The sequence below is a fragment of the Curtobacterium sp. MCLR17_031 genome, assembly GCF_003234775.2.
In the GTDB taxonomy this organism is placed as follows: Bacteria; Actinomycetota; Actinomycetes; order Actinomycetales; family Microbacteriaceae; genus Curtobacterium; species Curtobacterium flaccumfaciens.
The window spans coordinates 1,897,714-1,910,032 of record NZ_CP126270.1; the positions used below are offsets into that span (position 1 = coordinate 1,897,714).

At 71.3% G+C, this 12,319-nt stretch carries 14 protein-coding genes; 6 read left to right on the plus strand and 8 right to left on the minus strand.

Annotated features, from left to right (window positions below):
* The first annotated feature begins 121 nt into the window (after positions 1-121).
* The gene (locus DEI96_RS09070; protein WP_111022863.1) at positions 122-1,174 is read left to right on the plus strand and encodes a BLUF domain-containing protein; all 1,053 of its coding nucleotides are present in this window, start codon (positions 122-124) and stop codon (positions 1,172-1,174) included.
* Between the two features lie 3 nt (positions 1,175-1,177).
* Here DEI96_RS09070 and DEI96_RS09075 read toward each other — a convergent pair whose 3' ends face one another.
* Genes DEI96_RS09075 through DEI96_RS09095 form a run of 5 tightly spaced genes read right to left on the minus strand, consistent with a single transcriptional unit; the run spans position 1,178 to position 4,361 of the window.
* A complete protein-coding gene (locus tag DEI96_RS09075; protein ID WP_111022864.1) occupies positions 1,178-1,678 on the minus strand; it encodes a GNAT family N-acetyltransferase in 501 nt (166 codons plus the stop codon).
* A gap of 30 nt (positions 1,679-1,708) precedes the next feature.
* Positions 1,709-2,011: a DUF4190 domain-containing protein gene (locus DEI96_RS09080; protein WP_146246885.1), complete on the minus strand. Its 303-nt coding sequence runs from the start codon at positions 2,009-2,011 to the stop codon at positions 1,709-1,711.
* Positions 2,012-2,046: 35 nt separating this feature from the next.
* A complete protein-coding gene (locus DEI96_RS09085; RefSeq protein WP_111022866.1) occupies positions 2,047-2,685 on the minus strand; it encodes a DUF1345 domain-containing protein in 639 nt (212 codons plus the stop codon).
* Between the two features lie 51 nt (positions 2,686-2,736).
* Entirely contained in the window at positions 2,737-3,912 is a 1,176-nt protein-coding gene (locus tag DEI96_RS09090) for a zinc-dependent alcohol dehydrogenase (RefSeq protein WP_111022867.1), read from the minus strand.
* Positions 3,909-4,361 (minus strand): hypothetical protein, encoded by a 453-nt coding sequence (locus tag DEI96_RS09095; protein ID WP_146246886.1) that lies wholly within the window; start codon positions 4,359-4,361, stop codon positions 3,909-3,911. Before DEI96_RS09095 ends, DEI96_RS09090 begins: the two co-directional genes overlap by 4 nt.
* A 270-nt stretch (positions 4,362-4,631) precedes the next feature.
* On the opposite strand from DEI96_RS09095, the gene DEI96_RS09100 reads away from it, so the two are divergent.
* On the plus strand, positions 4,632-5,810 hold the full coding sequence (locus DEI96_RS09100; RefSeq protein ID WP_181440494.1) for an epoxide hydrolase family protein: 1,179 nt from the start codon (positions 4,632-4,634) through the stop codon (positions 5,808-5,810).
* Between the two features lie 70 nt (positions 5,811-5,880).
* On the opposite strand, the gene DEI96_RS09105 is transcribed toward DEI96_RS09100, so the two are convergent.
* A complete protein-coding gene (locus DEI96_RS09105) occupies positions 5,881-7,536 on the minus strand; it encodes a catalase (RefSeq protein ID WP_111022870.1) in 1,656 nt (551 codons plus the stop codon).
* A 134-nt stretch (positions 7,537-7,670) separates the two neighbouring features.
* Complete coding sequence (locus tag DEI96_RS09110) at positions 7,671-8,423, minus strand: HpcH/HpaI aldolase family protein (protein ID WP_111022871.1); 753 nt, start codon at positions 8,421-8,423, stop codon at positions 7,671-7,673.
* Positions 8,424-8,687: 264 nt separating this feature from the next.
* Between DEI96_RS09110 and DEI96_RS09115 the strand changes: the two genes are divergently transcribed.
* Together DEI96_RS09115 and DEI96_RS09120 are read left to right on the plus strand one after the other, a co-directional pair.
* Positions 8,688-9,281: an HdeD family acid-resistance protein gene (locus tag DEI96_RS09115; protein ID WP_111022872.1), complete on the plus strand. Its 594-nt coding sequence runs from the start codon at positions 8,688-8,690 to the stop codon at positions 9,279-9,281.
* Positions 9,281-9,571 (plus strand): hypothetical protein, encoded by a 291-nt coding sequence (locus DEI96_RS09120; protein WP_111022873.1) that lies wholly within the window; start codon positions 9,281-9,283, stop codon positions 9,569-9,571. The genes DEI96_RS09115 and DEI96_RS09120 overlap by 1 nt, the downstream gene beginning before the upstream one ends.
* A gap of 15 nt (positions 9,572-9,586) precedes the next feature.
* On the opposite strand, the gene DEI96_RS09125 is transcribed toward DEI96_RS09120, so the two are convergent.
* Positions 9,587-10,468, minus strand: coding sequence for an alpha/beta fold hydrolase (locus DEI96_RS09125; protein ID WP_111022874.1), 882 nt, complete (start codon positions 10,466-10,468; stop codon positions 9,587-9,589).
* 48 nt (positions 10,469-10,516) lie between these two features.
* Here DEI96_RS09125 and DEI96_RS09130 point away from each other — a divergent pair, with 48 nt between their 5' ends.
* Both DEI96_RS09130 and DEI96_RS09135 read left to right on the plus strand, forming a co-directional pair.
* Positions 10,517-10,936: a helix-turn-helix domain-containing protein gene (locus tag DEI96_RS09130; RefSeq protein WP_220039114.1), complete on the plus strand. Its 420-nt coding sequence runs from the start codon at positions 10,517-10,519 to the stop codon at positions 10,934-10,936.
* Positions 10,933-12,312, plus strand: coding sequence for a hypothetical protein (locus DEI96_RS09135; protein ID WP_111022876.1), 1,380 nt, complete (start codon positions 10,933-10,935; stop codon positions 12,310-12,312). The genes DEI96_RS09130 and DEI96_RS09135 overlap by 4 nt, the downstream gene beginning before the upstream one ends.
* Positions 12,313-12,319 lie beyond the last annotated feature (7 nt).

Sequence of the window (12,319 nt, forward strand, 5' to 3'; positions counted from 1 at the left end):
CGTCGCAGTGAAGGTGGTCGCCGCTGGTTACGGTGACCACGAGGTGCCGTCGAGTCGATTCGGGTTCGACACGGCGGCGCCTCCCACACACCGGGGGACCGTCCGACCAGGAAGCAGCACCATGCGATCGCTCGTCTACACCAGCACCCAGACCCGTCCGATCACGGATTCCGAACTCGCCCAGATCCTGGCGGTCGGTCGCGAGAAGAACACCCGGCTCGGCGTCACCGGCATGCTCGCGCACCGTGACGACAACTGCATCGGGATCATCGAGGGCGAGGACGACGTCGTCCGGCAGCGCTTCGACCAGGTCCAGGCCGACCCGCGACACACGAACGTCCGGGTGCTGCTCGACGAGCCGATCGCCCAGCGCTCGTTCCCGGACTGGTCGATGGCGTACCAGTCCCTCGACCCGCTGATGCACGACGTACCGGGGTTCAGCGACCTGTTCAGCCCGGGTCGCCCGACTGATCCGGCGTTCGGGGCCTCCCGCGCTCGCGCCCTCCTGGACTGGTTCCGGAAGCACCCGCTGGCACCACTGACGAACCAGAACGCCGCCGACGAGGAAGTCCCGCGCACGCGGGCGATCAACGGTGCGATCGCGGTCATCCACGACGGGGGACTGTCACGCTTCTCGCTCGAGGGCGTCGCGTCCCGGTCGGGGATGCGGCAGGCCGAGCTCCTCGAGCTCTTCCCCTCCGAGCACGCACTGCTGGCCGCCGCGGTGATGCGGTGGACCCGCGCGGTGTCGGCACCGCTGCTGCCGCTCGCCGGTGAGAAGGGCACGGTGGCGTTCCTGCACGCGCTGCTCTCCGCTCACGCCGAGGACCCGTCCCTCATGCGCCTGATCGCCGCGACGCTGGCCATCTCGACCGACCCGTCGACGGACGGCGCCGACTACTACCGGTCCGCGTACCTGCAGTTCCGCGAGACCGTCCGCACCGCGCTGCAGGAGGACGTCCGCGCCGGCCGCGAACCGGCGACGATGGACCCGATCCGCGGGGCACAGCAGCTGCTCGCCCTCTACGACGGCATCCGCCTGCAGGCGCTGCTGACGCCGGACACCGACGTCGTTGACGCGTTCGACCGTGCCGCCGCCCGCATGCGCCGCGGCTGGTCCGAGCAGTACGAGGAGACCACCGTGTGGGACATCTCCGAGCCGGCCGTGGACTGACGTTCAGCGCACCAGACGCACGGTCCGGGGGATGGGTCCGAACGCCGACTCGGCACCGTCGGGCGTGAAGCCGTTCCGCCGGTAGAAGGCGTGCGCCCGCGGGTTGTCCGCGGCCACCCACAGCGACGCCGCACGATCGCCGAGCACGGCGTCGAGGAGTGCCTGGCCGGCTCCGGTCCCGTGCGCACGTGCCAGGACGTAGAGCGTCGTCAGCTCCTCGGGGCGGACGGCATCCGGCTCTGGGGTCGTCTGCGCCGCCGCGAAGCCAACGACCCCGGTGCTGTCCAGGGCGACCTGGACGACCCCTCGGACATCAGGGCTCGCGAGCGTCGATCGCCACATGTCGACCCGGCGACCCGCGTCGAACCACGGGCTCGTGTCCGGGTCGTCGACGAACCGGCCGTACGTCTCTCGCCACGACACCGTGTGCACGTGGGCGATCGCATCCGCATCGGCGAGCGTCGCCGGCCGGATCAGCGTCGAGACGTCGTCATCGTTCCCCACTCGCTCAGGGTAGCGACCGGCGACCGGTGCTCAGAGCTGGAGGTCCAGGTCGAAGAAGCCCGCACCGCCGAGGAACAGCGGCACGATGATCCCGAACATCGTCAACGTCGCCCCGATCAGGATCGCTGCGAACGCGATGCCGTCGCCCCGCTCACCGGTCAGTCGCACGTCGCGCCGCGCGATGAACCCGACGACGAGACCGCCGATCGGTGCCACGAACGCGAGGGCGATCGCCACCACCGCGAGCATGCTGAGGGGCGGTACCGGCACGGCTGTCGATGCGGGGGATCCGGCGGCGCTCGGCGCGGACTGGTCAGGAGCGAGGTCGGTCACGCCGGTCAGCCTAGGGGCGACGAGGTTTCCTCCGCTCACCCCTGACCGAGGTTCGTCACCAGGTTGATGGCGACCGCGATCAGCACCGTCCCGAAGAAGTACGACAGCAGCGCGTGCGGCAACGCCTTCCGCCGGGTCTCACTGTCGTCCGGCTCGACCTCTGGTGCCGCGTACGACATGCCGATCGTGAAGGCGAAGTAGGCGAAGTCGCTGTAGGTCGGCCGCCCGTCCTGCTTGACGTCGAACCCGCCGCCCCGATGGTCGAGGAAGAACATCCGGGCGTACTTCAAGGCGTAGACCGTGTTGACCAACGCCCACGCCACCATCGTGCCGAGCACACCCAGGATGACCGCCGCGACCGAGGCCGGATCTCGCGCCTGGCTGGCTTCGCTCAGCGCCAGGACGACGGCGGCGAGACTCGCGAAACAGGCCACGATGAGCGCGTTGTCACTGACCCGTGTCTCGGACTCCTCGCGTGCGAGACGCTCGGTGCCGTCGGCGTCCTGGCGCCAGCACTTGTGCCAGACCTGGACCAGCGCGATCAGGCCGGCCGTGCACCAGGCCGCGAGCGGCCCGAGGGACGGAGCCCCGGTGAAGGTCAACGCGACCCCGACCAGGACCCCGACCCCCACGATGACGAGGGCCCGGCGCGTGGAGAGTATCCGATCGTTCATCGTCGTGCCTTCACGATCGTTCCTTCCCCCTGTCCGCTGCGTGGTCGGACGTCACACGCCGGGGGTGAAGACGGCGCGGACGCAGCCGTCGTCCTTGTTCTTGAACATCTCGTACCCGCGCGGCCCTTGCGACAGTGGCATCACGTGCGTGGCGAGGTGCTCGGTGCTGATCTCTCCCGCGGCGATGCGGTCGAGGATCATCGGGATGTAGCGGTGCCCGTGCTGCTGGGCGCCGCGGACCGTCATGCCCTTGTTCATGATCGCGCCGAACGGGAACTTGTCGACGAGCCCACCGAAGACCCCGAGCGAGAACAGGCTGCCGCCCTTCCGGCAGGCGTAGATGGCCTCGCGCAGGGCAGTCGGCCGGTCGGTCTGCAACCGCAGCTGCTGCTTGGCCTGGTCGTACAGGTACAGCGGTCCGGTGCCGTGCGCTTCCATGCCGACGGCCTCGATGCACACGTCGGGACCCCGGCCGCCGGTGCGTTCCTTGAGTTCCGGGAGCACGGCGTCGCTCGTGTAGTCCAGCGTCTCGGCACCGATGTGGTCGCGCACCTGTCGCAGCCGTTCGGGCAGACGGTCGATCACGATCACCTGCTCGGCGCCGAGGAGCATCGCCGCACGAGCGGCCATCTGGCCGACGCCACCGGCGCCCCACACTGCGACGGTGTCACCCGGTGTGATCCCGGCCAGGTCGGCTCCGGTCCACCCGGTGGGTGCGGCATCGGAGGCGAACAGGGCGGCCGTGTCGGACACGCCGTCGGGGACCGTGAACGCCCCCTGGTCGGCGTAGGGCACGCGGACGTACTCGGCGTGGCTGCCTGCGAACCCGCCGAGCGCGTGACTGTAGGCGAAGCAGCCGCCGATCGACGACCCCCACATCGCCTCGGTCAAGCCCGGGTTCGGGTTGCCGTTGTCGCAGAGTGAGAACTGTCCGTGGGTGCAGTACCAGCACTGCCCGCAGGCGATGAACGAGCAGACGACGACCCGGTCGCCCACCTTGTGCTTCGTGACGGCCGATCCCGTCTCGACGACCTCGCCCATGAATTCGTGCCCCAGGACGTCTCCGGATCGCATGGTCGGGATGTACCCGCCGAGCAGGTGCAGGTCCGAGCCGCATGTGGTGCTCAGACGCACCTTCAGGATCACGTCGTGATCGTTGAGGATCTTCGGGTCCTCCACCGTTTCCACCGCGGTCTCGTTGACCCCGGTCCAACAGAGCGCCTTCACAGCACACCCTCCTCGTTGCTCCGTTTCGTCGCCACGTCCACCAACGCGCCGGCGGGTGTGGCCTTCCGTCGGCCGTGGGGGACCGGATCCACCCGGAGCACCTCGCCGACCTCGATGAGTTGCTTCGCCTCACGCAGAGCGGCCCGCAGCCGACCCCGTGAATCCGGGCCGCCGCCGCGGAACCGGGCACGGAGCTCGGTGCCACGATCGCCGGGCGCGGGACGGGCCTCCACCTCGACGTCCTGCCCGAACGCCGTGAGCGGCGCGGGGATCCGCCCGCCTGGCAGCACCGCGTCCTGCCTGCGGTTCACCGTGACCGCGTGCCAGCCGGAACGCGGTTCGGCCAGCACCTTCCGTGCGGGCCCGGGTGCGCCGCGTCGGCGGCGCGAGACGACGATGCCGACGACAGCCGTGACCATCGCAGCGGCGGCGAGGTTCCGGGCCCTCATCGTGGTGTCCCAGCGAGGAGTCGGTGGGCAGCGGACGCGTTCGCGCCACACCGCCGGGGATTCGTGTGTTCCATCGCGGCCTCCTTGAGTCGCATCGGTGCGGATCAACGGGACGGGAGCGACGACCGCGCGATCGTGCCGGTCGGGGTCGCGGGGTCGCTCCTGTCGATCCACGATGAGCGTGGCCTCCCTGGCGCCGTCCCGGGTTGTCCGTGATGCGCTGACCGGTCAACGGCGGGCATGTCGGTCGGCGCCGGTAGCGTCCGCCGCATGCGCTCGATCCGCCTGCAGGTGTCCGACGACGACCTCGATGACCTGCTTGTCCGTCTGCAGCGGGCGACTCTTCCGCAGCCGATCGGTGACGCACAGGCGAGCAGCGCCCTGCCCCTGGAGCGACTGCAGGGGCTGCTCGAGCACTGGCGGACCACGTTCGACTGGCGCCGCGTCGAGGACGAACTCGCCGCGGTGCCGCAGTTCCAGACCGAGGTCGACGGCCAACGACTGCACTTCGCCCGGCTGACCGCGACGGGGAGTCCGACGGTGCGCATCCCAGTCATCGCGTTCCACGGGTGGCCGTACTCGTTCGTCGAGATGCTCCCGTTCGCCCGGGAGCTCGCCGGACGCACGGTCCGCCTCGCCGACGGCCGGACCGCGGGGTTCGACGTCGTCGTTCCGTCACTTCCCGGCTTCGGCGCCTCGGCACCGCTGGCGGACCGTCCGTTCACTGGGCCCGTGGTCGCCGGGTTGATGCACGGGCTCATGACCGAGGTCCTCGGCTACGACCGTTGCCTGACCTACGGCGAGGACGTCGGCTCGACGACGAGCGACTGGCTCGCGGCGCTGCACCCGGAGTCGACTCTGGGGCTGTTCGCCACGCATGCCGCGTTCCCGCCGCCTTCGCGCGCGCAGGACCTCACGGAGGAGGAGTCCGCTTGGCTCCGTCAGCACGACGCTGAGTGGGTGCACGGGCTCGGCTACGCGAAGGTGCAGGCGACCCGGCCGGAGATCCTGGCGACCGCGCTCATGGACTCGCCGCTCGGGCTGGCCGCGTGGATCACCGAGAAGCTGCTCGCCTGGACGGGCGAGGGGTCGTGGTGGACCGACGACGAACTCCTGCGCACGGTCTCGCTGTACTGGTTTACTCGGAGCACCGGTTCGTCGTTCCGTCCGTATCTCGACCACCCCCGGCAGCCGGAGCTCCCGGTCGTCGACGTGCCCGTCGCGGTGGCCGTGCACACCGGTGAGCGCGGGCTGCCCCGGTCCTACGGCGCACGCTCGTACCGGGACATCCGGAGCTGGCACGACCTCGACCGCGGCGGGCACTTCACCGCGTGGCAGGTCCCGGAGACGCTCGCCGACGAGGTCGCGGCGTTCGCCGCGACGCTCGTGCAGGAGCGCGCCGAGCGCTCCGGGCCGACGGCCGACCGATCGGGGTGCTGCGGCAGGTGACGGCAGTGAGACGGACGGGAGGCCCGGTGCCAGCTGGCACCGGGCCTCCCGTCCGTCATGGGGTCGCGTCTCAGACGCGCACGGCGCGTTCGTCTGGGACGCAGTGCGTCATCATCAGGCCCTCGACGTCGCGGGAGCCGTTGTGACCGAGGTTCGCCAGGCGGGCGAGCTCGTCGTCGCTGAGCGTCTGGGACTGCAGCGGGGGCAGGTCCTTGACCTCGTCGAGGGTGATGCCGAGCCCCTCGCCCACGCGACGACCCAGGTCGTCCTCGACCATGTAGAAGTGCCAGAGCATGCGCTCCTGCACCGGACGGGCCGCCTGCGAGATGAGGTCGACGAAGTTCGCGACGAGGTCGTCGCGCTCCCAGTCCTGCAGGAGCAGGTACCGCTGGCCGGCCTGGGTGTAGTCGTTCGTCCGGGGGATCCGCTTGCGGGTGAGGCGCCCGACGATCTCCGGCCCCTGGTCGTCATGGGTCGGGTACTCCGCCTCGCGCAGGCCGCCGGTGATCGACGGCTCGTAGTTGACGTGCGGGTTCTCGCCGCCGTGGTCCTGGTGGTAGGCCATCTGCCCGTCGCGCTGGTTGGTCGCGACGGCGCCGTTCTTCGGGGCGTTCACCGGCAGCTGCAGGTAGTTCGGGCCGACGCGGTAGCGCTGCGTGTCCGAGTACGAGAACGTGCGGCCGACGAGCATCTTGTCGTCGGAGAAGTCGAGGCCGTCGACGAGCACGCCGGTGCCGAAGGACAGCTGCTCGTTCTCGGCGAAGTGGTTCGTGACGTTGCGGTTCAGGACCATCTTGCCGACGGGCTTCGGCGGGAACTCGTTCTCCGGCCACACCTTCGTGTCGTCGAGCGGGTCGAAGTCGAGCTCCGGGTGCTCGTGGTCGTCCATGAGCTGCACACGGAGCTCCCACTCGGGGTACTCACCACGCTCGATCGCCTCGTACAGGTCCTTCGACGCGTGCCCGAGGTCGCCGGCCTGCACGGCGGCGGCGTCGGCCTCGGTCATCGAGGACACGCCCACCGACGGGATCCAGTGGTACTTGACGAGCTTGGTGTCGCCGTCGGCGTTCACCCACTTGTAGGTGTTCACGCCGAAGCCCTGCTGCGTGCGGTAGTTCGCGGGGATGCCACGTGGACTGAACAGGTTGACGAGCATGTGCATCGACTCGGGGGTCTGCGACATGAAGTCGAAGATGCGCGCGGGCTCCTGGCGGAAGGTCACGGGGTCGGGCTTGAGGGAGTGGATGACGTCGGGGAACTTGATGGCGTCGCGGATGAAGAAGACGCCGAGGTTGTTGCCCACGAGGTCCCAGTTGCCGTCCTCGGTGTAGAACTTCACGGCGAAGCCGCGCGGGTCGCGGGCAGCCTCGGAGGAGTCTCGGCCGCCGATCACGGTGGAGAACCGGATCGCCAGGTCGGTGCGCTTGCCGGGCTCCTGGAACAGCTTCGCGCGGGTGTACTGCGCGATGGGTTCGTCACCCCACGTGCCGGTGGCCTCGAAGTACCCGAAGGCGACGGCACCGCGCGCGTGCACGACCCGCTCCGGGATCCGTTCGCGGTCGAAGTGGCTGATCTTCTCGAGGAACTGGTAGTTCTCGAGCGTCGCCGGGCCACGGGCCCCGACGGTGCGCTGGTTCTGGTTGTCGGAGACGGGGTGGCCCTGGCGGTTCGTCAGGATGCGGCGGTCGTCGCCCTCGGCGGGCGGTTGGCTGGAGACGTCGGTCATGTCTCGTCCTCTCTGCGGTCGCGGTCGGCTCGGGTTCCCGACCGAGTGTGGACCGGGGCGCGGGCACGCCCTCTCAGCGGCGTCGAGGACGCCGACGAGGACCGGTCGCCGGTGCGTTCGCCGCTGACGACCCGTCAGTACGAGGTGCGACCGGTGGCCGCTGAGCCGAGCACCGCGGCCGCTCCGTGGGCCAGCAGGGTGCCGTCGGTGACGACGGCGACGCGGTCGAAGCCGAGTGCGCGGAGCCGTTCGGCGCGCGCCAGGTCGCCGGCGAAGGCGCCCGTGTGCTTGCCCGCGCGGCGGGCTGCGGCGACGATCGCGGGGAGGGGGTCCGTGACGCTGTCGGCGTCGAGCAGCTCGCGCAGATCCACGCCGAGCCCGATCGACAGGTCGAAGGGACCGACGAACACCGCCGAGACGCCCGGGATCGCCAGGATCTCCTCGGCGGCACGGAGGCCCTCGGGTGTCTCGAGCATCACCCACACCTCGGGGTCGGCAGCGACGGCGGACGGTGCCGAACCGCCCCAGAGTCCCGCCATCGGCCCCCAGCTCCGCCGGCCCCGCGGTGGGTAGTGCGCGGCACGGACGGCGTGCTCGGCCTGCTCGACGGTCTCGATCATCGGGACGATCACGATGTCCGCGCCGAGGTCGAGCGCACGGCCGATGGCCACGTCCGAGCCCTCGGCGGCCCGGACGGCCACGGGGACCTGCGGTGCGACCGCGGCGAGCGCCGGCATCGTCGCCAGGAGTGTGGCGTCGTCGAAGGCGCCGTGCTGGGCGTCGAGGCCGAGCCAGGCGAACCCGTTCTGGGCGATCTGGGCGGTGGTGCGGGGTTCGCCGAGCGTGCACCACACGCCGTCGGCGCGGCCGTCTCCGAGTGTTGGCACCGTGGTCCTCCGTCTGGTCTGCCGTCGCGGGCGTCGGCGTTCGGTCGTCGGCGCGTCAGGCTACCGCCCACGGGGAACTCGACGCGCACGCGGTGGCGTCGAGGCCGGGCCGGGGGTGGCCTCATGCGCACGCATGGGAGATGGACAAGTGCTCAGCTTCGGGTGTAGTCCTGTGCGCAGGACGCACTGCACGGGCGATCACAGGTCGCCAACACCCACCAGCACCGCAGCACCAGCCGGGACCTGCAGGGAGGTCGGACGGACATGCGTGACGAACGTGACGTCGGCCAGCGGCCGGGCTCGCGTCCGCCGGCCGGCGACGGGATCCGGGTGGCGTTCGGGATCGTCGGCGCGATCGGCGTGCTCGCCGGACTGGCTGCGATCGTCCTGCCCCACGCGACGCTGTTCGCGGTGTCGTGGGTCTTCGGGATCTACCTGGTCGTGTCGGGGGCGGCGCTGGTCGTCCGGGGACTCCAGGTGCACCCTCGGGTCTGGTGGCGTCAGGTCGGGCTGGTGGTCCTCGGGGCGCTGGTGGTCGCCGGCGGTGTCGTCGCGATCGTGTTCCCGCCGATCGGGGCGCGGTGGGTGGCACTGCTGCTCGGGTTCGCCTGGATCCTCGAGGGCATCGCACTCATCTACGCACCGTGGGTGGGCCGCCGTGCGCTGACCGTGGTGCTCGCCGTGCTCAGTGTGCTGAGCGGCATCCTGGTGATGAACCTGCCGGGTCTCGGCGCGCTCGTGACGGTGGCCGCGGTGGGGAGCGTGCTCATCGTGTTCGGTGTCGTCCAGCTCGTCGTCGCGTTCAGCTGGCCGCGTGCGGAGGGGGAGCGGGCCGGCCTGCCGGTCCCCGGCCCCTGATGCTCGCCGTCCGCTGGGAGCAACAGGGACCGAAGTCGTGGGTGGCGCGCGACCACGGGACCAGCCTGGGGCTCGTGCTGCACGTCCGTGAGCGGTTCCTGGCGTTCGACCAGGACGACCGCCCGCTCGGGAGCGCAGCCTCCCTGGCGGCGGCCCAGCAGCTCGTCGCCGGTGCCGTCCGCGCGAGTGCCCCGGCCCGGCGGGACACCGTCGCGGTGGTGCTGTCGGTGCTCGCGGCGCTGACCGTCGGGGGAGCGGCCGTCGTGCTCGCCGCCCGCGCCCTGATCTGAACGGCGCCGTGCGGGTCACTCCGAGCCCACCGGACGGTGCACCCACTGCCGGAGCGCGGCCGTGACCGCGACGGGGTCCTCCCACGGCGCGAGGTGCCCGACGTCGTCGAGCACGACGACCTCGGGGTGCCCCGGCAGCGCCGTCTGCAGGTCGTACGCCTGGTGCAGGGGGATCCAGGGGTCCTGCCGCCCCCACCCGATCCGGGTCCGGCACCGCACGGAGCCCAACAGCTCGGCGACCGCCCGGGTGTCGTCGGGGGTCAGCGCCGCGATCTGGAGTGAGAACGCGACCTGTCCCTCGGGTCCGGCCCACGGCCGCGCCAGGGCCTCGAGGTCCGCCGGCGAGAAGCCCCGCGCCGAGGCACCGTCGATGTACTGCCGCACCAGGGCGGCGTGCAGGTCGCCGGGGAGTCGGTCGAAGACGTCACGGTGCTCCGCCACCAGCCGGAAGAACGGAGACCCCCAGGGGTCGAGCACGACGGCGTCCCAGAGGAACAGGCTCGCGTACTCGGCACCGTGCAGCAGGTGCGCCCGGAGCGCCACGGCGCCGCCCACGTCGTGTGCGACCAGGTGGGGCCGGTCGAGCCCCCACCGGTCGAGGAGCGCGCCGAGACGGATCGCCTGCGCTCGGAGCGTGGTGTCCACGGTCGGCCCGCGGTCCGAGTCGCCGTACCCGGGCATGTCCCAGAGGAAGACCCGGTGGTCCTGGGCGAGCGCCCGGCCGACCTCGGCCCAGACCGCGGACGACCAGGGGGTGCCGTGGCACAGGACGACGTCGCCGCGTGCCGGTCCTGCCGGCTCGAGGACCCTCGTCGCGATGGTCGTGCCGTCCACGACGACCGGGACCGGGGCGGGGAGGCGGACGGGTACGGGGAGGGGCGCTCGGCGTGGCAGCATGGTCGCACGCTAGGACCTCAGGTCGACCTGAGGTCAAGAGGAACGGACGTGGCAGTGCGGATCGGTGCAGCAGCTCGGCGGGTCGGCGTCGAGGTCCACGTCCTGCGGCACTGGCACGACACGGGGGTCGTCGTCCCCGATCGAGCGCCGTCGGGACACCGGGAGTACTCCGAGGAAGACGTCCGTCGCCTGCAGGTCGTCCGGGCCTGCCAGGGCGTCGGCATGAGCCTGGCGGAGATCCGGCTGGTGCTCCGGCGGAGTGAACCCGACCGGTCCGGAGTGATCACCGAACGTCTCCGCCGGATCCGGGCGCAGCGTGACCAGCTGGCCGATGCCGAGCGGTTCCTCGAGCACGTGATCGACTGCACCCACGACCTGCTGACGCGGTGCCCGTCGTGCTCCGCCTACGCCTCCTCGGGCACGCGGCTCCGGTCGGGGCCCTCCGCACCGGTACCGTTGCGTCCGTGAACGACGACCCCGATGCCGCCATCGCCCAGCACGTCCACGACGCCTGGGACGGTTCCCTGCGCCTGGTGCACATCACGATCTCGGACGAGGACGGTGACGCCTACCCCGGACAGGACGTCGACCGGTGGGTGATCGACGTCCGCGTCCCGATCACCGACGACGAGACCGAGGCGGTCTCCGTCGCCGAGGTCACCGCGTTCACGAGCCGTGCACCGGAGTCGCTCGAAGCGCTGGTGCTCGGCTACCAGGTCTCCGACGTCGCGGGGTCCTTCGCGTCCGCCGTCGCGGCGCAGGACGCGACGGGGGAGACGTTCTTCTCGCTGCAGACCCACGCCGCCGAGATGCTCGGTAAGCCCGACCTGCTGGCCGTCGACCGGCTCACGGTCCGTCCCGCGTACCGGGGGCTGCCCGGACTGGTGCCGGCGATCGTCGATGCCGTCCGCCACGGACCGGCCGGTCGCACCGCATCGTGGGTGCTCACGGACCCGACGGTGTGGGACGTGCCGTTCGGCGAGGACGACCGTTCCGCCGGCGGGTTCGTGCAGTGGGCCGACACCGCGGTGCTCACCTCGATGAACGCCGCGCCGGACGACCTGGAACACCTGTCGCTCGTGCCGCCGACCGGTGGCATCGTGATGGGGTCCCGGGCGGACGAGGTGCACCTCGGCGACGCGATCGACCACGCGATGACGCAGCCAGCGATCGCGGTGCCGTTCGACCTGCCGCCGAAGCTCCCCGCCAGCATCTGGGCCGCCGCGCCCGAGGACGTCCACGGCGTGCACCCGGACGAGACCACGGGGTCGATCACGGTGGAGACGCACGACGAACAGCTCGAGGTCGTCGGGTCGCCCGGCACCGCACCGCAGCTCGTGGGGATCTCGGCCTCGGCCGACGCCGCGACCCAGGAGTGGCTCCGCACCGTGCACCAGCGCTGGTGGCAGTACGAGCCGGACCTGCACGCCCGCATCCACGACGTCGTCGACGAGTACCTATCCACCGGGCACATCGAGTCGGCGTCGGACGAACTCGCCGGGCACCTGCACGCCCCCGACCTTCCGCCGTACCGGACGGAGTGGCCCGGCACCGGCACCGTCCTGCTCGAGGAACTCGGTGAGGACACCGAGCCCATCGTCTTCGACGCCGTGCTCGAGGACGGCACCCGGCACGAGCACATCGGCGTGGTCGTCGTGCACGAGTCCGGACACGTCCGCGCGTTCCTGCACGACGAGTGGGAGCCCGGGTTCCCGGCCGCCGAGGCTGCGGTCGCGCACCTCATCAGCCTGGGTGCCGGCGAGTTCTTCGCGGACGCCCTGCACGACGAGCTGTCAGCGGGTGTTGAGCACGCGATCCTGACGGGTGACGTCCGCGGTCACTGACCGGGCC

Excerpts from the sequence above, each read along its gene's own strand:
- DEI96_RS09070 (WP_111022863.1), top strand. The coding sequence starts at position 122 with ATGCGATCGCTCGTCTACACCAGCACCCAGACCCGTCCGATCACGGAT.
- DEI96_RS09085 (WP_111022866.1), bottom strand. The coding sequence starts at position 2,685 with ATGAACGATCGGATACTCTCCACGCGCCGGGCCCTCGTCATCGTGGGG.
- DEI96_RS09095 (WP_146246886.1), bottom strand. The coding sequence starts at position 4,361 with ATGAGGGCCCGGAACCTCGCCGCCGCTGCGATGGTCACGGCTGTCGTC.
- DEI96_RS09100 (WP_181440494.1), top strand. The coding sequence starts at position 4,632 with ATGCGCTCGATCCGCCTGCAGGTGTCCGACGACGACCTCGATGACCTG.
- DEI96_RS09105 (WP_111022870.1), bottom strand. The coding sequence starts at position 7,536 with ATGACCGACGTCTCCAGCCAACCGCCCGCCGAGGGCGACGACCGCCGC.
- DEI96_RS09115 (WP_111022872.1), top strand. The coding sequence starts at position 8,688 with ATGCGTGACGAACGTGACGTCGGCCAGCGGCCGGGCTCGCGTCCGCCG.
- DEI96_RS09120 (WP_111022873.1), top strand. The coding sequence starts at position 9,281 with ATGCTCGCCGTCCGCTGGGAGCAACAGGGACCGAAGTCGTGGGTGGCG.
- DEI96_RS09125 (WP_111022874.1), bottom strand. The coding sequence starts at position 10,468 with ATGCTGCCACGCCGAGCGCCCCTCCCCGTACCCGTCCGCCTCCCCGCC.